General features: G+C 75.4%; 13 protein-coding genes and 1 pseudogene. 3 read left to right on the top strand and 11 right to left on the bottom strand.

Going from position 1 to position 19,174, the window contains the following annotated elements; translation table 11 throughout:
- Positions 1-89: 89 nt before the first annotated feature.
- From FB457_RS13315 to FB457_RS13300, 4 genes are all read right to left on the bottom strand, one after another.
- Complete coding sequence (locus FB457_RS13315) at positions 90-1,052, bottom strand: ABC transporter ATP-binding protein (protein WP_047019915.1); 963 nt, start codon at positions 1,050-1,052, stop codon at positions 90-92.
- A gap of 31 nt (positions 1,053-1,083) precedes the next feature.
- A complete protein-coding gene (locus FB457_RS13310) occupies positions 1,084-3,966 on the bottom strand; it encodes a hypothetical protein (RefSeq protein ID WP_145781953.1) in 2,883 nt (960 codons plus the stop codon).
- Positions 3,967-4,025: 59 nt separating this feature from the next.
- Positions 4,026-7,799, bottom strand: a complete 3,774-nt coding sequence (locus FB457_RS13305; RefSeq protein WP_486589021.1) for an FtsX-like permease family protein — start codon at positions 7,797-7,799, stop codon at positions 4,026-4,028.
- A gap of 131 nt (positions 7,800-7,930) precedes the next feature.
- Complete coding sequence (locus FB457_RS13300; protein ID WP_047015844.1) at positions 7,931-8,335, bottom strand: globin; 405 nt, start codon at positions 8,333-8,335, stop codon at positions 7,931-7,933.
- A 254-nt stretch (positions 8,336-8,589) separates the two neighbouring features.
- Between FB457_RS13300 and FB457_RS13290 the strand changes: the two genes are divergently transcribed.
- The gene (locus FB457_RS13290) at positions 8,590-9,483 is read left to right on the top strand and encodes a virginiamycin B lyase family protein (RefSeq protein WP_145781951.1); all 894 of its coding nucleotides are present in this window, start codon (positions 8,590-8,592) and stop codon (positions 9,481-9,483) included.
- A 381-nt stretch (positions 9,484-9,864) separates the two neighbouring features.
- Here the strand turns inward: FB457_RS13290 and FB457_RS13285 are convergent, their stop codons facing one another.
- The 4 genes and pseudogenes from FB457_RS13285 to FB457_RS13270 all read right to left on the bottom strand — a co-directional run bounded on the left by FB457_RS13285 (position 9,865) and on the right by FB457_RS13270 (position 13,760).
- Positions 9,865-10,932, bottom strand: a complete 1,068-nt coding sequence (locus tag FB457_RS13285) for an ABC transporter permease (protein ID WP_145781950.1) — start codon at positions 10,930-10,932, stop codon at positions 9,865-9,867.
- On the bottom strand, positions 10,929-11,654 hold the full coding sequence (locus FB457_RS13280) for an ABC transporter ATP-binding protein (protein WP_047015841.1): 726 nt from the start codon (positions 11,652-11,654) through the stop codon (positions 10,929-10,931). Before FB457_RS13280 ends, FB457_RS13285 begins: the two co-directional genes overlap by 4 nt.
- Before the next feature lie 108 nt (positions 11,655-11,762).
- A pseudogene (locus tag FB457_RS13275) lies at positions 11,763-13,032 on the bottom strand (ABC transporter substrate-binding protein).
- A 2-nt stretch (positions 13,033-13,034) separates the two neighbouring features.
- On the bottom strand, positions 13,035-13,760 hold the full coding sequence (locus tag FB457_RS13270) for a hypothetical protein (RefSeq protein WP_253911208.1): 726 nt from the start codon (positions 13,758-13,760) through the stop codon (positions 13,035-13,037).
- A 62-nt stretch (positions 13,761-13,822) separates the two neighbouring features.
- Between FB457_RS13270 and FB457_RS35215 the strand changes: the two genes are divergently transcribed.
- Positions 13,823-14,101: a hypothetical protein gene (locus FB457_RS35215; protein WP_186461977.1), complete on the top strand. Its 279-nt coding sequence runs from the start codon at positions 13,823-13,825 to the stop codon at positions 14,099-14,101.
- A 308-nt stretch (positions 14,102-14,409) separates the two neighbouring features.
- Here the strand turns inward: FB457_RS35215 and FB457_RS13260 are convergent, their stop codons facing one another.
- Entirely contained in the window at positions 14,410-15,711 is a 1,302-nt protein-coding gene (locus tag FB457_RS13260) for a tetratricopeptide repeat protein (protein ID WP_486589020.1), read from the bottom strand.
- Between the two features lie 493 nt (positions 15,712-16,204).
- Between FB457_RS13260 and FB457_RS13250 the strand changes: the two genes are divergently transcribed.
- Positions 16,205-16,522: a trypco2 family protein gene (locus tag FB457_RS13250; protein ID WP_486589019.1), complete on the top strand. Its 318-nt coding sequence runs from the start codon at positions 16,205-16,207 to the stop codon at positions 16,520-16,522.
- A 150-nt stretch (positions 16,523-16,672) separates the two neighbouring features.
- Here the strand turns inward: FB457_RS13250 and FB457_RS13245 are convergent, their stop codons facing one another.
- Both FB457_RS13245 and FB457_RS13240 read right to left on the bottom strand, forming a co-directional pair.
- Complete coding sequence (locus tag FB457_RS13245) at positions 16,673-17,683, bottom strand: FHA domain-containing protein (protein ID WP_186461976.1); 1,011 nt, start codon at positions 17,681-17,683, stop codon at positions 16,673-16,675.
- 28 nt (positions 17,684-17,711) lie between these two features.
- Entirely contained in the window at positions 17,712-19,067 is a 1,356-nt protein-coding gene (locus FB457_RS13240; protein WP_047015837.1) for a vWA domain-containing protein, read from the bottom strand.
- Positions 19,068-19,174 lie beyond the last annotated feature (107 nt).

Below are 19,174 nucleotides of genomic sequence, written 5' to 3'. Positions count from 1 at the left end.
GCAGGCGCCAGGCGGGTGCGGTCTTCGCGGGTGCGGTCTTCCCCGCCTACGTGCCCAGCACGCTGCCCTCCCCGCTTCTGCGCCCCGGGTTACTCCCCGTCCTCCCGGTCCGGGCTCACCCTGATGTGGTCCTCCTCCAGGTCCAGGACCACCCGGTCGCGGATGTCCAGCGCCTCCGTGTACTGCTGGGGGAGCTGGAGGCGGCCTGTGCGGTCCACCGCGGCGTACTCGCGGGCCACCACCCGCTCCGCACCGCTCGCGTCGACCTCCGTGCGGCGGACGACCTCCGACGCCATCCGGCCGTCACGGATCGCCACCGTGCGGCGGACCTGCGTGGCCACCGCCTGGTCGTGGGTGACGATGACGATCGTCGTGCCCAGTTCCTCGTTCGCCGTGCGGAAGGCGGCGAAGATCTGCTCCGCCGTCGCCGAGTCCAGCTCGCCCGTCGGCTCGTCCGCCAGGATCACCGCCGGGGAGTTGGCCAGCGCGACCGCGATCGCCGCACGCTGCTGTTCGCCGCCCGACATCTGCTGCGGGCGGCGGTCGCGGCAGTGGGCGAGGCCCAGGAGGCCGAGGAGGTCCTCGGCGAACGCCACCCGGCGGCGGCGCGCGTGGCGGCCCCCGCCGCCCTCGCTGAGCTGCATCGGGAGCACGACGTTCTGCACGGCCGTCAGGTACGGCAGCAGGTTGCGCGCGGTCTGCTGCCAGACGAAGCCCACGACCTCCCGGCGGTAGCGCAGCCGCGCCCGCGCGTCCATCGCCAGCAGGTCGAAGCCCGCGACGGTGGCGGTGCCGGCGGTGGGGACGTCGAGGCCCGCGAGGATGCCGAGCAGGGTCGACTTGCCGCTGCCGGAGGCGCCGACCAGGGCCAGCAACTCGCCCTCGGCGACCAGCAGGTCGAGGCCCTGGAGCGCCTGCACCTCCACGCCGTCGGTGCGGAAGATGCGGACGAGCTGGTCGCAGGAGATCAGCGCGTCGTGCCCGTACGCCGGCCTGGCGCGCTGCTCCGCCGCCCGCCGCTCCAGGTCCTCCAGCGTCGTCCCGCTCCTCATACCGCCCGTGCTCTCTTGCGTCTGGGCCATCTCACTCCCTCTCCCCGGCCCGCAGTTCCTGTACGGCCCGCCGTCTGCCGCCCCACCACGCCTGCACCAGCACCGCCGCCAGCGCCAGCGCCGGCACCGCCACGGACGGCAGCGCCAGCGCCAGCGGGTCCGCCCGCAGCTCCGCGCCGCCGGGGCCGAGCAGGTCGGGGCTCTCCTCGCCGAGCGCGAGCGCGCTCAGGTCGATGCCGGGCCCCAGCAGCCGTACGGTGACCAGCCCCGCCAGCGCCCCGACCAGACCGGCCGCCACCAACTGCGGCAGCGCCTCCAGCACCAGCAGCCGCCGCCCGTGCCGCCGGCTGAAGCCCATCGTGCGCAGCCGCGCCAGCAGCGCGACGCGCTCGGGGGCGGCGCGCAGGAGCGACAGCAGGACGGCGAGCAGCGCGTAGCCGGTGGCGGCGGCCACGGCGGCGGCGTACAGCCGCTCCGCGCCGCGCTGGAGCTCCGAGGCGGCCAGGTCGTCCGTCACGTCGTCGCGCAGCAGCAGGCCGGCGGCGGGCGCGGAGTCGCGGACCAGCTCCCGCAGCGCCGCGCCGTCCAGGCCGCCGGCGGCGGAGAGCAGCAGCGTGTCGGGGCGGGCCTCGGTGACCGACTCCGTGCCGGGCAGGTGCCGCGCCACGCTCTCGGCGTCCACCACGGCGAACTGGCCGCCCGTCAGCGCCGGCGTCGTGGTCCGTACCGCGGCGACCTCCGCCGTGATCCGGCCCCGGGACGACTGGAGCCCCAGCGTGCCGTCGCCGATGAGGTCGGCGACGCCGGGGGAGACGAGCGCGGGCAGCGCCCTGCCGCCGTTCCCGTCCCGCAGCCGGCCGGCGTCGAAGGGGCCGAGGCCCAGGTCGGCGCTGAGGCGCGCGTACGCGGCCGCGTCGACGGTCAGCAGCGTGAGATCGCCGCTCAGCCCGATGACCTGCAGTCCGCTCTCGGTGCTGACGGCCGCCAGGTGCCGTACGCCGCCCACCTTCTCCGCCTGTGCGGCGAGACCGTCGGGCAGCGGCGCGGCCGAGGTGAGGCGGGCGTCGCCGCCGACGCTGTGGAGCGACGCCGTCGCGCGCGCGTCGGCGACGCCCGCGAGCACCGAGCCGCCGAACGAGGCCGTCGTCAGCGCCACGAGGAGCGCCAGCAGCGGCAGCGCCGACGCCGCGGGGGCGCGCCCGGCGCGGGCCAGCGACAGGAAGCCGAGCGCACCGCGCGCCCACGCCGCCGGCCGGGCGGCCAGCCGCAGCGGCAGCGGATAGAGGCGTACGAAGACCGTCGCCGCGACCGACCCGACGAGCACCGGCGCCGCGCTGACCAGCGCGTCGGCGCCGCCGTCCGCGTCGCCCCTGCGGCGCAGCACCACGATGGCGCCCACCGCGAGCACCACCGCCGTCACCTCCGCCACCAGCCGCTGCCGCGAGGGCCGCGCCCTGACCAGGTCGGTACGGACCGGGGGCCGGGGCCGGCGGACGGCGGCCACCGCGAGCAGCGGCAGCGCGCACAGCGCCAGCACCGCCGTCGCGCCCGCCGCGAGCAGCGCGGGCGCGTGCCGGGCGCCGGGCAGCAGCAGGACGGCGAGGCCGTAGCCGGCCGCGGCGGCGGGCAGCACGGCGGCGGCGTTCTCGGCGAGGAGGCGGGTGGCGATGGACCGCAGCGAACCGCCGCGGGAGCGGAGCAGCGCCAGCTCGGCGCGGCGCCGGGAGGCGGCGAGGCCGCCGCTCATGCCCAGCACCACCGCCGCGACCGCGCCGACGCCGAAGGCGGCGACGGCCACGACGGGCGTGACGGCCTCGCGCACCCCCGTGTAGCCGGCGAGCAGCCCGGTGGCGCCGGTGGAGACGTCGAGCGTGCCGCCGGTGCGCTGGGCGAGCCGCTCGAAGCCGGGGCCCTCCTGGAGGGCGGACAGGGCGTCGAGCACGGCGGCCACGTTCCGGCCGCGGAGCCCGCCGCCGGCCACGGGCACGTTCCAGTACGGGGAGGCGCCCGCGTCCTCGAAGGACGGGCCGAACGACTGCGTGCCGGCGAAGAGCGCGGGGCCGCTGTCGGGGTGGAGGAGGAAGGCGGCGGCCCAGTAGCGCTGCGGTTCGAGCGACTCCGGCCGCTGGCGCAGCTCGGGGGTGCGCAGGAGCGGGTCGACGGACCAGTAGTCGCTGCCCGGTGCCTTCGGCTCCAGGATGCCGGTGACCTCGACGGCGACCGTGCCCTCGGACCGCGGGATGTGGACGCGGGAGCCGACGCGCAGGTGCAGCCTGTCCGCGGTGGCGGCGGTGACGGCGGCTTCGAGGGCGACGTCACCGCCGCCCTCGGCCTCGTACGCCGTCGGCTCCGGCAGCCGGCCCTCGACCACCCGGGCGCGCTCCCCGACCCCGGCGCGCGCGTCGAGCTGCACCTCGGGCCGCTGCCCGTCGGTCTTCGGCAGCCACGGGTCGTCGGTGACGAGCACGGGCTTGGTCCGTACCCCGTACGAGACCTGTCCGCGCTCCGCCCGCAGCGGTTCGCGGAACTCCCCCAGCACCGGCCGCACGAACCGCTCGACGACCCGCCCGCCCATCGACTCCGCCCGGTCCTCGAACCTCACCTCGGGGTCCGGCTGCGCGGTCAGCGCCACGTTCCGCTCGGCGGCCGTGGCGCCCTCGATCAGCCTTCGGGCCTCGCGGTCCTCGTACGTGTCGACGCCGCGCGGGAACGCGGCGGCGAGGAACGCGGTGACGAGCACGAGCAGCGCCAGCGCGACCGCGCCGCCGGGCGCGGCCCGCAGCCGGGTCCGCACCCAGGGGGCGGCGCCGGGCGGGCGGGAGCCGCGCGACGGGTCCGCGGGGGCGTCCGGGGCGCCGGCGGCCTCCGGCACCCCCGGGGATTCGGGCGCCTCCGACCGGTCCTGTACGGGCATGTCACCGGCCTCCCGGTGCCGACGGGGCGGGCGAGGCAGCGGCGCGGACGGGCGGCATGTCACTCGCCTCCCAGGCGCAGTGCCGTCGCCGGGTCGCCGCGGCGCAGCGCGACGAGCACGGTGACGAGGACGGGAACGGCCGCGACCGCCGCGAGCAGCCCCGCCACGGACCCCGCGGGCAGCTCCACCACCACCGGCGGCACGGGCTGCGCCGCCCGTCCTGTGAGGGTGATGAGGGGGATGACGGAGCGGGCCAGCGCCCAGCCGAGCAGCATCCCGGCGGCCAGCGCGAGCGTGATGAGCACGCCCTGCTCGGCGGCGAACGTGCGCGCCAACTGCCGCTGCGGGGCGCCGAGCGCGCGCAGCACCGCGAACTCGCGGGTGCGTTCCCGTACGGACGCCGCCGCGCTGACGGCGAAGCCGAGCGCCGCCAGCACCGCCGCGGCGGCGGCGGTGGCGGCGAGAGCGGCCTGCGGGCCCGCGCCGAGCGGGTCGCCGCCGAGTTCGCCGGCGAGTTCGTCGCGTACGAGGACGTTGCCCGGATCGGTGTCGGCGCGGTCGCGCAGGGCGGCGACGGCGGTGTCCGTCTCGCCCGGCCGCGTCGTCAGCCACCACTCCGAGGGCAGCAGCGTGGCCAGGCCGCGCTGGGTCAGCGCGCCGTTGGCGGTGGGCAGGTCGATCAGCAGGGCGCCGCCGAACCGGGCGCGCGAGGGCTCCGCCGCGGCCGCGGGCGAGCCCGGTCCCGTGGTCGGCAGCTCCTGCACCGAGCCGGTGATCTTCGCGGAGAGGCTGCCACCGGGGACGGGGACGCTGATCGTGTCGCCGACCTTCGCGCCGGTGGACTTCAGCATCTCGTCGGTGGCCAGCGCGGTGAGCGGCCAGGTGGCGCCGCGCGCGGCGGTGACGGTGAGGGTGACCAGGGGCGGTCCCGTCCAGGTGTCGTAGAACTGGTCGCCGGTGCCGTAGCTCAGGGAGAGCGCGGAGTCGCCGGTGGCACGGGGGCGGTCGGCGACCGCCGCGGGGGTCTCGTCGTGCAGCGCCTCGGGTTCGGAGACCGCGCGGGCGTGCCACCTGAAACCGTCGGGGAGGGGCACCTCCCGGGCGCCGGCGGCCGGGTCCTCCTCGCCGAAGGGCTTGGCGACCTCGATGCGCGCGACGTCCAGCCGGCGCTCCCCGCCGTCCCTCGGCTGCGGGTGTACGAGCCGGAGCCCCGTGAGCCGCAGCGGCCCCGCGGGGCGGCCGTCGGGGGCGGCCGCGGCGGCGGCGACGTCGGCGGTGAGGGTGTGCGTACGGCCGTCGGCGGGGAGGTCGCCGGCGGGCAGCTCGTACGCGGCCCCGTACCGGTCCTCGACGAGCACGGTCACCGCGGCCCGCCCGCGGGCGGTCGCGTCCGCGTCGAGCCGCGCCACCACCCGTACCTCCCCGGGCAGCCCGGGCAGCTCCAGCCCGCCGGCGCGGGTCCGCTCCGCGGGGGCTTGGGAGGCAGCGGGGGCAACGGCGCCCGCGCCTCCGGCGCGGGCCGCGGCCGGGACCGCCCGGTCCGGCGAAGCCGGTCGGTCGGGCGGGTCCGGGTCGCCGACGGCGCGCTCCGCGCGTGCGGCGGGGTGGGCCGCGGTGTCTGCGGGCGCGGTTGCCGCGCGCCGCGCGTCCGGGGGCGGGCCGCCCGCAGGGCGCTCCGCGCCCGCGGCGGGGTGCCGCGTGCGGCCTGTGGCGCCCGTGCTGTCTGCGGCGCTCGTGCCGCCCGTGGCGTACGCGCCGGAGCCCGCGTCTTCCGCGCCCGCGGCCGTCTCCCGCTTCTCCTCCGGTCCCGGTGGAGCCGACTCCTGCTTCCCCACCGGGCCCCCCGGGGCCAGCTTGCGCAGCAGTTCCGCGCCCTCCGCGCCGTCCGCCAGGTCGGGGCGGAGCCGCAGGCCCTCCGCCGCCCGGGCCGTGTCCAGGGCCAGGACCTCCGCGGAGCCGCCACCCGACAGGCTCATGCCCCACCGGGCCGCCGGGGCCGCGGCGGTCACCCCCGGGACGCGCTCCATCATGCCGCCCTGGCCCAGCTCGGGCAGCCGGCTGGTCAGGACCCGTACGTCGGTGCCTGCGTGGAAGTCCGCCTGGTCGCGCTGCGAGCGGTCCCAGGAGGCGCCCTGGGCCAGCGCCAGCATGCCGATCGCCACCGCCAGCACCAGCAGCAGCACGGGACCCGCGCCGCGCAGCGGGCGGCGGCTCAACTGCCAGCCCGCGAGCGCCGAGGGCAGCCCGCGCCCCGCCGCCGCGCGGCGCTCCGCGAGCCGGGCGACGGGCGGCAGGAGGCGCAGCGTCAGCACCGTCCCGGCCAGCAGCGCCAGCGCGGGCGCGGCGACCAGCACCGGGTCGATGCCCAGGGTGCCGGAGCGGTCGCCGCTCAGCGCGCCGCTGCCGGAGGTCTGCCGGTCCAACTGCCAGTAGGCCACGCCCGCCACCACCAGCAGCGCCCCGTCCGCGCCCGCGCGCAGCGGTGCGGGCAGCGGCTTGGCCCGTACCGTACGGCCCGCGGACAGCACCCCGTCGGCGCCGCCGCCGCGCAGCAGCGTCGGCGCGACGACCGCCGCTGCGCAGCCCAGCGCACAGGCCGCGGCGACCAGCCAGGTGCCGCGGCCCGCCGCGGAGTCCGGGGTGAGCCCGGCCCGCTCCAGAGGGCCCCGCGCGGAGAGCAGCCGGATCAGCGGCCCGGCCAGCAGCGGCGCGGCGATCGCGGCGGGCAGCGCGAGGAGCAGCGACTCGGCGGCGGTGAGCACGCCGATGCGCTGCCGGGAGCCGCCGCGGGCGCGCAGCAGGTCCGTCTCGCCGCGGCGCTCCGCGCCCAGCAGCCGGGCGACGAGCATCAGCGCGTACCCGGCCAGCAGCACGAGCTGGAGGGCGACGATCAGCAGCGTCGACCGGCTGACGAGCAGGGCCCGTTCGGTGCCGTCGAGGAGCTGCGGGAGCCGGGTGGTGGCCACGGCGCGGCCGTCGAAGACCGGCTCGTCCGCGAGCGCGCCGGAAGCCTTCTTCACCGACGCGCGCAGGGCGTCCGCGCGGCCCGCGGTCATCTCGCCGAAGTCGCCGCGCAGCACCCACGCCCCGGCGGCCTGCGCCACCCGGCCGGAGGCGAAGGACCCGGGGTCGGTGAGGAGGGGGCCGTAGGTGGTGTAGCCGCCCTGCTGGACGCCCTTGCCGCGGAGTTCGTCGGCGAGCCAGTACGGGGCCTCGCGGTCGCGGGGGCGGTAGACGCCGGTGATCTCCACGGGCAGCGGCGGGTCGTCGTCGCTCCGTCCGGCGAGGGCGAGGGTGTCGCCGGGGGCGAGGCCGAGCCGGTCGGCGGCGATCTGCGGCACGGCGACCTCCACGGCGCCGCCGTCCCGCGCGTCCGAAGCGCCCGCCGCGGCCGGTGGCGTGGCCGCCGCCCCCGGCCAGCGGCCCGCCGTCAGCGCGACCTCCGATCGCTCCAGCGCCCCCAGATGCGTCAGGTCCGGGTCCTCCCCTGCCCGCGCCGCCGGCGGCTGGAGCCGGCGCGGCAGCTCGTAGGGTCCGGAGCGGTCCAGGCTCTGGACCCGTACCGGCAGGCCCGCGAAGGCCGCGGGCGCATTGTCCTCGACCGCCTTGCCCGCCGCCTCCCGGTCCGCACCGGTCAGATACGGGACCTCCAGGGTCAGCGCCGCGTCGGCCGCCGCGTCACCGGCCAGCGTGCGGCGCAGCGCGGCGTCGCCGACCGTGCCGGAGAAGGCGGCGAGCGTGGCCAGCACGGCGGTGGTGAGCAGCACGGCGAGGAGGGCCGCGGCGAGGAGCAGCCGGTGGGCGCGTGCCCGCAGCAGAACGAACCCCGTCACGCATCCCCCAGACACCACCGTCGAATTGTGTGGATGCTGTCAGAGCGCGTTCGCACGCGGTAGCGAGTGATGGGGGAATTTGACCGGATCGTGACCGGCCCGATCCGCGGGTACGGAGCGGAACCCGCCGGTCAGCCGGGGGTGTTGACCATCGACGCCGCGGCGTACACGAGGTAGTCCCAGAGCTGCTTCTCCTGCGCCGGGGGCAGCTCCAGCTCGTCCACCGCCGCGCGCATGTGGCGCAGCCAGGCGTCGTGCGCGGCGCGGTCGACGGCGAACGGCGCGTGCCGCATGCGCAGCCGCGGATGGCCGCGCGCCTCGCTGTACGTGCGCGGGCCGCCCCAGTACTGGATGAGGAAGAGCGTCAGCCGCTCCTCCGCGGGCCCGAGATCCTCCTCGGGGTACATCGGGCGCAGCAGCGGATCCTCCGCCACGCCCTCGTAGAACCGGTGCACGAGGCGGCGGAACGTCTCTTCGCCGCCCACCTGCTCGTAGAACGTCCCGGGCGGCGGCGGCCCCACTGGAATCTCTGTCATCGCTCCCATCGTCTCATCCCGCCCGGCCGAGGACCGAAGTCGTAGGACCCGGGCCCGGCCGGCTGCGTCCTCACCCGCCCCGACTCTCCGGGAAAAGCAGTTGCACCGGCTGTCCTCCCGCAGCCAGGGTGCGGTGGTGACCGGAACGCAGATCGAACTCCCCGTCGCGGACGGGGCCCTCTCCGGTGTGGACTTCGGCGGACACGGTGAGGGCGTGCCGCTCCTCAGCCCGCGACGTCTGCGAGGAAATTGCCGTGCACCCTTCTGCTGCCCCGGCCGTCAGGGAGATCCCCGTGGCGGACCGGGATGCCGGTCCCTACGGCATCGCGACCGGACCCGACGGTGCGCTGTGGCTGACCTTCGCGCACAGTGGCCGCATCGCGCGCCTCACCCTCGACGGCGAACTCGACGAATACGCCCTGGACTCGTCCGAGTGCCGCCCTGCGGTCATCACTCCCGGGCCCGACGAAGCACTGTGGTTCACCCGGTCCCGGGACCACCGGATCGGCCGCATCACGGTCGACGGCGAGACGGAATCCTTCCCCGTACCGACGCCCGACAGCGGACCCTTCGGCATCGCCGCCGGCCCGGACGGGGCGATGTGGTTCACCGAGATGAACACCGACCGTATCGGCCGCATCACCTGCGAGGGAGAGATCACCGAGTTCGCCCTTCCCCGAACGGGCGCCTACCCCTCGGCGATCTCCGCGGGCCCTGACGGGGCCCTGTGGTTCACCCTCAACCAGGCGAACGCCATCGGCCGCATCACCGTCGACGGGGACTTCGCCACTCACCCGCTCCCCACCCCCGGCGCCGCACCCGTGGGCATCGCCAGCGACGGCGCCGCCTTGTGGTTCGTCGAGATCGCAGCGGGCCAGATCGGCAGGATTCCGGTGGACGGCGAGATCGAGGAGTTCCCGCTCCCCGACCGCACGGCCAAACCTCATGCCATCGTCGCGGCGGCCACCGGGGACTGCTGGTTCACCGAATGGGGAGCCAACCGCATCGGCCGCATCACCGACGGCGGCGAGATCGCCGAGTACGCTCTGCCGTCACCGTCGTCCGAGCCGCACGGCATCACCGTAGGTTCCGACGGCGCCCTGTGGGTGGCCCTTGAGACGGGAGGGGTCGCGCGGCTGGAACCGTAGCCCGGGACGGAGCATCGCCCGGGTCGGCCACGTATCGGCGTCGCGGATGGCGCGCCGCCCCCGCCCCTGGCCCACTCCTGTCTCTATCGATAGCTCCCTGGGCGGCGGTTTTTGAAACACAGCCGCACGATCAGCCCATCGGCTGCCGTTTCAGCGACGACAGGCACTACGCGGCGTACGAGCCCGTAATGTGATCCTCGGTGATGAAGTTGAGATAGTACTGCGCGCCGTCCCTGACATTGGTGGCCACCACGAGCGCCGGGGCCGGACCGCGCGGAAAAGGTGCCGGCCGGTCGCCCACGCCGCTTCGCGCTTCCGAGTATCCACAGCGTCTTGGGGACCGGTCCCGGGTCGATGTCGGTGAGCCCTTCCGGGAATGCGTTACGAGGCATCCCAGCGGAACAGCCGGTGCGCCAGCGCCGTGAACACCGCCGCCGTCAGCAGCAGCACCCCCATCGTCGGCAGCGCGTCCGACCAGCTCCCACCGCGTGTGAGCACGTCCTGCATGGCCTGCACCAGGTGCTTCAGCGGCAGCGCCTCGGAGATCTTCTGTACCCAGGGCGGGGCCTCGTCGAGCGGGAAGAACGAACCGGACAAGAAGGCCATGGGGAGCACGACGATCTGCGCCAGCCCGTTGGCGGCGTCCTCGGTCTTCGCCCACGCGCCGATCGCGAAGCCGATCGACAGGAACGCCACGCTGCCGCAGGCCACCAGCGGGATCACCAGCCACCAGTCGCCGGTCAGCTTCAGCCCGTAATACGGCACCGTGGCCACCAGCAAGAAGATGGCGGTCTGGGCGAACGCCAGCAGCATGTTGACGCCGAGACGGGCGGAGATCACCGGTCCCGCGCGCACCGGCGCCAGCCACAGCCGCCGCAGGATGCGCTTCTTGCGCCAGCTCACCAGCCCGAGCGCGGCGCTGAACACCCCGCCCATCGCCACCGCCCAGCCCAGTAGCCCGGGAGTGAAGTACTGGATCGCCTGGAGCGACTCGTCCTCGACCTGCCCGCCGGTCAGCGTGTACGCGGGCGGCTGCCCGGTCGCCGCGATGCTGGCCTGGTCCACGACGGACCTGAGGACACCGCCGACACTGCCCGCCTGCACCGGGTCGGCGGCCGAGACCCGCATCTGCACCTCGCCGCCGGGCTCCTCCCACACGGCGGCGTCGGCGTCCCCGTCGCGTACCTTCTGCAGCGCCTCGGCCCGGTCTCCGGTCTTCTCGATCTCCAGCACGTCGTCGAGGCCGGCCCGCGCCTTCGCCGACATCTCGTCGAAGACCTCGACGGCCCCGACCTGCACCACCGTGGCTCGCGAGACCCCGGCGTCCTTGAAGAGCACGCCGAAGAGCGCGAGGAACATCAGCGGGAAGACGAGGATGAAGAACACGGAGGCCCGGTCGCGCAGCAGTCCCAGCGCCATGGCCCTCGACAGGCTGACGAACGGCTTCACTCGCGGTACTCCCGCCCGGTCAACTGCAGGAAGACGTCCTCCAGCGAGTCCACTTCCAGCTCCGCGGCCAGCTCGGCGGGCTTCCCGATGCGCAGGATGCGGCCCGCGTCCATCACTGCGACGCGGTCGCAGAGCACCTCGGCCTCGTCCATGTAGTGCGTGGTCAGCACGACCGTGCGGCCCGCGGCGTTGATGCCGCGCAGCAGGTCCCACAGGTTGCGCCGGGCCTGCGGGTCGAGTCCGGTGGTCGGCTCGTCGAGGAAGACCAGCTCGGGGTCGTGCACCAGCGCGCAGGCGATCGACAGCCGCTGCGCCTGGCCGCCGGAGAGCTTGTCCTCGCGGGTGCCGGCCTTCTCGGTGAGGCCGACCTCCGCGAGCATCGCGTCGGCCCGATCGTCGGATATGCCGTAGAGGGAGGCGAAGGTGCGTATCTGCTCGCGGGCGGTCAGCTTCTCGAAGAACGCGGACGCCTGGAGCTGCACGCCGATGCGCCGCAGCAGCGCCTGGTTGCGCGGCCAGGACGGCTCGCCGAGCAGCACCGCCCGGCCCTCGTCGGGGCGGCGCAGGCCCTCGACCATCTCCAGGGTGGTGGTCTTGCCGGCGCCGTTCGGCCCCAGCAGCCCGAAGAACTCGCCCTCGCGGACCTCGAAGCTCACGCCGTCGACCGCGCGCACGTCGCCGTAGCGCTTGCGCAGGCCGGTGACGTCGATGGCGGCGGTCATGGGGCAGACCCTAGTGCCGGGGGGTCGGCCTGGGGAGAGGCGTGGTGCCGTTTGTGCAGTTCGCAGCCGGTACGGGGACGGGAGGCGGGGCGCGTACGGGACGACGGGTCAGCCGCAGATGCCCGTCATCCACGGCCGCCGCTTCTCGAACTCCTGCACCTTCTGGACGTTCCGCAGCCACGGCAGCGGGTCGAGCCCGTCCGCGGCCAGGTATTGCAGCACCGCGTTGTAGAACGCGTCGCGCACCGCGGGCGGCATCACGTCGGAGGCGTCCAGACAGCGCGGCAGGGCGGTGTCCTCGAGGTCGCGGACGATCCGCTGCGTCACCGGTTTCTCCGATTCCGGCATGCCCCGCTCCGCGTTGGCGCTGTAGACCGGCGCGTCCGAGGTCCTGGCCCAGGCCCGCTGCCCCTCCGCGGAGGCGAGGAACCGGAACACCTCCGCGTCTTCTTCCGGTCGTCGAAGAGGGCCGCGAAGTCCCCGCTCACCTCCCGCCCGCGCGGCACGGTCGTGCCCGGCAGATACGGGGTCGAGGGCGTGTAGTCCGCCCGGCCGGCGGCGTCCCCGTACAGGTCGCGGGCGAACGAGCCCTGGTGCTCGGCCACGCACCACTCGTCGGTCTCCACCCGCCCGCCGAAGAGCAGCCCGTTCGCGTCGTCGGCACCCCGGTAGTCGTTGAGCAGCGCCCAGCGCGCAGGCCCCGTGCCCTCCGACTTCATGAGCGTGCCCCACGCCGTCCAGGCCCGTACGACGGCCTCATCCGTCCACTCCAGTTCGCCGCGCGCCCAGCGGGCGTACGTCTTCGCCCCGGCGGTCTGGAGCAGCAGGTCCTCGAACCAGTCGCTGCCGGGCCAGCCGGCGGCGCCGTCGTCGCCCATGCCCACGCACCACTCCCCGGCCCCGACGGACTCCGGCCTGCCGTTGGCCGCCCGGTACCAGACGATGCTCTTCAGGGCCACGCGGACCGGCACCCAGTACACGCGCTCGCCGGACTTCCCCGTGGCCCGCGGGATCCACGGGGCGTGGTATTGGTCCTCGTCGTACAGCTTCCACTCGTCGAGCGGCTGGAGCCGGTCCTCGGCGGCGTACACCGCCAGCTCGCCGGTGGCATGATCACGATGTCCGGCGGGGTGCCGGCCTGCGCCTGGGAGAGCAGCACCTCGCGCTGGGCGGCGGTGCCCTGGTAGACGTAGTCGAAGCCCTGGCTCTTCAGCAGCTTCTCGAAGGTCTCCTCCTGCGTGCCCGTCCACGGACCGAGCACCGTGACCGGGCGGTCCACCGCCTCGTCGGCCAGCGGCTGGCCGCCGACGCAGCCCGCGAGCACGGTCGTCGCGGCCCCCGCCACGAGAACCCGGCGCAGCCGGGACGTCCGGAGCACGGCTAGTCCCTCCCGTAGTCGTCGTAGAGCCGCCAGAGCAGCCCGCCCGCGGCGCACACGACCGCCAGGCCGCAGCCCGCCGCCAGCCACGGCAGCGCGCGGGTGGCCGCCGAGGTGGACGCGATGCTCTCGCGCACGTTCTCGGCCTCGTCGTCGATGGCGTTCTGCTCGTCGGTGCCGTCGACGCGCACCAGCGCGGTGTGCACCGCGTCCAGCTTGTGCTGGGTGTCGTACGCCGCCAGCGGCAGCACGGCGAGGACGCCGACGAGCACCAGCGCCACGGCCAGCCAGCCGCTGAACAGCCGCCCGCAGCTCCGCCACAGCAGCCGCCAGGCCAGCAGCAGCACGAGCACCAGCAGCGACAGCGCGGTCAGGGCGACGATCCAGCCCGCCTTCTCGGCCGCGGCCACGTCCGTCTCGTCCTTGATGCTCGCGAGCTGATCGTGCTGGAGTTCCTCCAGCCGCGGCAGGATGCCCGTGACCTCGCGCCGCAGCACCGTCTCGGCCTCGTGCAGCTTCTCCTCCCGCATCGGCCGGTTCTCCGCACCCCGGTAGTACGCGGCGGCCTCGTTGACGGCGTCCTGGTACGCGTCGTGCAGGACGTTGAGCACCTCGACGACCCGGCGGCCGTCGTCGCCCTCGATCTGCCGGTCGGACAGCCGCGACAGCGCCTGGCGGGCGGCGCCGCTCTGCTGCTTGTAGCGCTCGCCGGGACCCACGGTGTCCATCAGGCCGTCCACGTACGACCGGTGCACCTGGTTGTCCGCCTCGCCCAGCGCCTTGCGGAACGATGACGTCGCACGTCAGCACCTCGGCGCAGGAGTCGATCGCGGCGTCGAGACGGCCGTCGTCGTGGCCGCGGCCGTCGGTGACCACGAGCAGGTGGGCGATCCGGCGCGGCTCGCGGGCGACGTGCGCGCGGGCGGCGTCGAGCCACGCCGCGTACCCGCCGGTGCCGCCCGCGGACGCCGCGCCGCCTTCGGGCAGCAGCCGCTCCGCCTCGAAGCGCGCGATGTTCCGGCTGATGCCGTCCGCGTACGCCCAGACTTCGCCGGCGTCGTACGGGTAGCTGATCCGCGGCGCGCCGCCGCCGTGCAGCACCGCGAACGCCATGCCGTCCGGCAGCGCCGTGATCGCCGCGGCGATCGCCCTACGGGTCTCCGCCAGCCGCTCGGGCGCGAAGTCCACGGCCACGATGACGCCGGTGCCGGCGGCTCCCGGCAGCGGCCCGCCCGCGGCCTCCGCGGTGATCTCCACGGTGCTGTCGACGGTGTGCGCGGCCACGTCGGCGCGCAGCCGGTGCTGCGCCTCCGCCGCGTCCGCGAGCGTGACGCCGAACCGCAGCGTGTCCATCGGGGTGCGCCTCCAGAGGGCGGGTCAGACGACGGTGGGCGGGCGGACCGCGTTGTGCAGCTCGATGAGCTTCGCGCGGTCGTCGTCCGGGCAGTGCCGGGACAGCTTCCGGTAACAGGCGGCGAGGAGCAGCCGGATGGTCCGCTCGGGGGTGTCGCGGGCGGCGGCCGGGCGGGACGGCAGCACGCGGGGCAGCAGGCGCTCGCCGGCGCGCGGGCGGTACGGCTCCCCGAAGAGCCGGCCGTACGGGAAGCCGTCGTCGCCGCCCGCCGCGTCCGGCCCCGTGACGAGGTCCAGCGCCCACTCCAGGAACTCCGCCTCCAGCAGCAGCCCGTGCTCCTGCGCGAGATGGAGCGGCGCCGCGCTGCCGGTGTCGGCGGCGCCGGCGAGCCGCGCGCGGGCCCGGCCGATCTCCGCCAGCGGCGGCAGCGACGGGCCGCCGGCACCCAGTCGCGCCGCCGAGACCCGCAGGGTCGCGATCCACGCGGCGCCGTGGTCGGGGGAGTCCATCGGCATGTTGTCCAGCACGTCGACCGCCTCCTGCCTGCTGCCGCGGGCGAGCGCGAGCCGGGCCAGGCCGAACGCCCCGTTGCCCTGCATGCGGTTGCGGTACCAGACGGTGCGGTACCAGACGGTGCGGTAGTGGTCGGTGGCTGTCCGGCGCAGCTCCTCCGGCGTGCGCCCGCCGGCCGTCCCGGCCGGGTCGGCCGCCGCGGCGGCCAGCCGCTCGGCGCAGTAGCCGAGCGCCAGCTTCGGCGCGTACTCGCCGGGCAGCCGCCGGTAGACCGCCTCGTAGTGGCGGTACGCCCGGTTCAGCGCCGCCACTTCGGGTGACACCGCGTCGCCCGGGCCCTGTTCACCCTCCGGAAGGACCCGGGCCCCGCCGCCGTCCGCGGCGGCCTGCGCCCGCACCAGGTCGAGCAGCCCCTCGTACCAGTCCAGTTGCCAGGTCCTGTGCGGGCTGCCCGCCAGGATCCCACGCGCCTCGGCCAGCTCCGCCGCCGCCTCCGCGAGCCCGGGCGCCGGCACGGACTGCAGATGCATCCGTACGTTGTGGAAGCAGATCTCGGCGGACGGCTCGTCCGGCGGCTGGTGCAGCTTCCTGCCCGGATGGGTCGTCGAGAGCCCGAACAGGCCGCGCTGGCCGTCCTCCGCGTGCGGCCTGGGCACCGGCAGCGCCGCCGCCACGTCGCCCGCCGCCGGCGGCCGGGTGTCCAGCGGCTCGGACACCTGCCGCGCGCTCCGCCGCGGCGCCGGCCGCTCCAGCCAGCGGCGCAGCGGCGGCAGTTGGCCGAGGCCGGCGTCGAGCAGCCGCCGCACCGGCACGAACAGGGCGGACGGCTCCGGCCGGTCGGGCTTGTTGCGCAGCGCCGGCGGGCAGCAGCTCGCCCGTGCAGCCGGCGCCGGAGAACAGCCGGTGCGGGCAGTCGGTCCGTACGCCGGGATCCGTCATCGTGGGGCCTCCAGGCGGGCGATGTCCGCGTGCAGCAGCTCGGTCAGCTCGCGGAGCACCGCCACCGGGTCGCGGGCGCAGTCGTGCGCGGCTGGGCGGGACGGCGCCGCGGTAGTCGGCGTAGTCGACGGTCAGTTCGCCGTCGGTGCCGTCGAGGGCGTGCGCCGAGGTCAGGGCCCGGTCGGGGGCGATGAGGATGCCCGCGCCCAGCACTTTGCCGCCGGTGCGCAGCCGCAGCCGCCAGCCGTTTCCCCCCGCGGCTGCCCGATCCCCCATGACGGCTGACGATAACGCTCCCGGCGGCTGCCCCTCTACACTCTGGAACGGCTCACTGACAGATAGTCATGAGGTGAAGGGGGCTCGCTGATGGCGCACGAGGCGCGGAGCGACGAGTTGGTGGGGCTGGCGGAGGCGATCGCCGAGGTGCGGCGGGAGCTGGTGCAGGCGGAGCGCGAAGGGGAGCGGAGCGACTGGCGGTTCCGCGTGGAGCGGGTGAGCCTGGAGTTCGCGGTGGAGCTGCACCGTACGGGGGAGGGGCGGCTGTCGCTGCGGCTCGGCGTGGTGGAGTGCGGGTGCCGGGGGATCCGCGACCCGGGTGGGTACGCACCGGGTGCAGCTCGATCTGGTGCCGCACGGCGCGGCCGGGGACCGGCCGGTCAGCCGCTGAGGGCGCCTCGCCTTTGAGGCGGCGGTGGTGCGGGTGGTGCTGGCTCCCGCGGTGGTGCGGGGTCCGGCGGTGGCGTACGGGATGGGGTCCGTACGACATCGCCTCTGCCGTCCGGCTCGGAACGATGCGGCACCGGGCCTTCCGGGTCCTGCGGGCGGAACGGGCGGCTAGCCCCGCTCGATGCGGATCGTCGTCCACGCGCCGACGTGCACCCGGTCGCCCTCTTTCAGCGGCACCGGGACGAAGGGCTGGATCGGGTCGGCCGCGCCGTTGACGGTCGTGCCGTTGGTGCTGTTCTGGTCGACCACCGCCCAGCCGCCCTCCGGCTGCTCCACGAGCATCGCGTGCTTGTGCGAGACACCCGGATCCTCCGGAGGTCTGGCGAGGTCGATGTCCGGCACCTCACCGGTCGACTGCCGTTTGCGGCCGATCGCGATCTGCGGCCCGACCAGCGGCACCTTCTGCTCGGGCGAGTACGCCGGCAGGTTCAGCCCCTGCGCCTCGGGACCGCTGCGCGACATCATCGCCGCGAAGTACTCCCGGTCCGGCGCGACGACCGCCACCCAGCCCCCCGGCTGCGGCGGCCCCTGGCCGGGGAACTGCTGCCCGTGCTGCCCGTGCTGCCCGTGCTGCCCGTGCTGCGGCGGCGGCTGGGCGGAACTGGGCGGCGTGATCACGAAGTCGCCGCCCATCCGCGGGTCCGGCTGCGGCGGCGCCTGCGGCGGCACGCCGAGCCCGGGTCCGGGCGGCGGCGGGGGCGGCGGAGGCGGTGGCGCCTGCGCCGCGCCGGTGTCCGGGCCCAGCGGCTCGGGACCGCGGTGGACCTGCGAGGGTCCCGAGGGCTGGTACGTCAGCCCCTGCGGGTGCTGCGGATGGAAGCCCTGCGAGAAGCCCTGGGCCATCGTCGGCGGCACGTACGGCTGGGCGCTCTGGGTGACGAAGTTGTACCGGCACTCCTCGCAGAACTGCGCCTGCCCCTCCCGGGGCGTACCGCACGACGGGCAGGGCTCCGCGGCCTGGGTGGGCTCGCCGGCGGGGGGACCGGGGTAGCCGTAGCCCCCCGGGCCCGGCGGCGGGACCTGGGCGGCCGGTGGCGGGACGGCGCCCGGCATGCGGATGCCGCACACCTCGCACCAGTCCTCGGCTCCTGACGGGTGACCGTTCGGGCAGGTCGCCATCTCGGTGGATCCCCCTGTCTCACTCTCGTCACTTCTTGACGCGGACGGTCTTCGTCGACCGTGTCTCCAGTGTCATCTCGTCGGCCTCCGCGACCTTGGCCTTCAGACGCACAGTACCGCTCGCCGCGTCCACCACGTCCACCACCTTCGACAGTAGCTTTGCGGTGTCCGCGTTGCCGGAGGCGCTCGCGAGCTGGACCGCGCGCCCCAGTTTGGCCGTGGCGCCGTCCATGTCGCCGGCCTTGCGGTCCTCCAGGCCCGCCTGGATCACCTGGGCGAGTTCCGCCTGTCCCGTGTAGTGCGCGACCTGCGCGTTGATACGGGTCGAGGCCGCCATGTCGTCCGTCCACACCGCCCGGATCAGCCCCTGGGAGAGGGTCTGCGCGCTGCCGTCGGGGCGCGGCAGGATGAGCGAGACGCGGGCGGCGAGCATCTCCTGGCCCACGGAGGCGGGGGGAACCTCGACGCAGACGTGGTAGTCGCGGGACTCGTCGCCCCACGAGCCCGTGGGGTAGTCGCCGGCGCGCGGGCCGGCCTCCGTACGCCGCTCGGTGAGCTCCTCGACCGTGGGGGCGACCTGCTTGACGAACTTGATGACCGAGCCCTGCGGCGTCCACAGCCGCAGCGCCACGTCCGCGACCTCCTTGCCCATCGCGGTCTCCATCATCTGCGTGAAGTCCGCGGCCAGGCCGGCCGGGTCGGCGACGATGTCGGCGGTGCCGAGCAGCGCGGAGGCGATGCCGGTGACCTCCTTGACCTCCCAGTCCGTGCCGACGCCGCGGGCATCGCAGGTGAACCGGCCGGCGCAGGCGTCGAGCGCGGCGCGCAAATCCTCCGGCGACTCGTGCTCGTTGCGGCCGTCGGTGAGCAGGATGCCGTGCCGGATCGCCACCTCGGAGGAGCCCAGCAGCTTGTCCGCGAGCCGCAGCCAGGTGCCGATCGCCGTGCCGCCGCCGGCGCTCAGCTTGCGCAGCGCCTCCTTGGCCTCGGTACGGGTCGCGGGGTCGGCGACCGCGAGCCGGCCGCCGCCGGGGTAGACCTCGCGGGCCACGTGGGTGCCGGCGACGACGGCGAAGGCGACGCCGTCGCGTACCGTCTCGATCGCGGCGGCCGTGGCGTCCCTGGCATTGCGCATCTTGGTGGGGGGATAGTCCATCGAACCCGAGCAGTCGACCATGATCACCACGCCCGCGTCGGGGCCCGCGGAACCGAACTGCATCCGCCCCGGATCGGCGGCGGGCAGCGGCATCCCGCCCGTCGTGCCGCCGCCCGTCGAGGCGACGGTGACGATCGCGTTGACCTCGCGGCCGTCCTCGGGCAGGTACTCGTTCTGGTAGACCTCGACCGAGAACTCCGGCGCGTTCGACTTCGAGAAGTTGGCCATCTCGTCCCCTCCCACTGATGGTATTTAGATCTATGTAGACAATTCACCGGGCAAGAGAGGCTGACAACGTTACGCGCGCGCCGCCCCCCGTGGCGGATCACACCCCC

This window comes from Streptomyces sp. CNZ287, assembly GCF_007827615.1.
Note: the sequence above shows the minus strand (reverse complement) of the source record. Positions and strands in the feature narration are given on the sequence as shown.

Bases quoted from the DNA above. Each gene is read 5' to 3' on its own strand.
- FB457_RS13250 (WP_486589019.1), top strand. From the start codon at position 16,205: ATGGCGCACGAGGCGCGGAGCGACGAGTTGGTGGGGCTGGCGGAGGCG.
- FB457_RS13310 (WP_145781953.1), bottom strand. From the start codon at position 3,966: ATGCCCGTACAGGACCGGTCGGAGGCGCCCGAATCCCCGGGGGTGCCG.
- FB457_RS13300 (WP_047015844.1), bottom strand. From the start codon at position 8,335: ATGACAGAGATTCCAGTGGGGCCGCCGCCGCCCGGGACGTTCTACGAG.
- FB457_RS13280 (WP_047015841.1), bottom strand. From the start codon at position 11,654: ATGACCGCCGCCATCGACGTCACCGGCCTGCGCAAGCGCTACGGCGAC.
- FB457_RS13240 (WP_047015837.1), bottom strand. From the start codon at position 19,067: ATGGCCAACTTCTCGAAGTCGAACGCGCCGGAGTTCTCGGTCGAGGTC.
- FB457_RS13270 (WP_253911208.1), bottom strand. From the start codon at position 13,760: ATGGACACCGTGGGTCCCGGCGAGCGCTACAAGCAGCAGAGCGGCGCC.
- FB457_RS13245 (WP_186461976.1), bottom strand. From the start codon at position 17,683: ATGGCGACCTGCCCGAACGGTCACCCGTCAGGAGCCGAGGACTGGTGC.
- FB457_RS35215 (WP_186461977.1), top strand. From the start codon at position 13,823: ATGACGTCGCACGTCAGCACCTCGGCGCAGGAGTCGATCGCGGCGTCG.
- FB457_RS13315 (WP_047019915.1), bottom strand. From the start codon at position 1,052: ATGAGGAGCGGGACGACGCTGGAGGACCTGGAGCGGCGGGCGGCGGAG.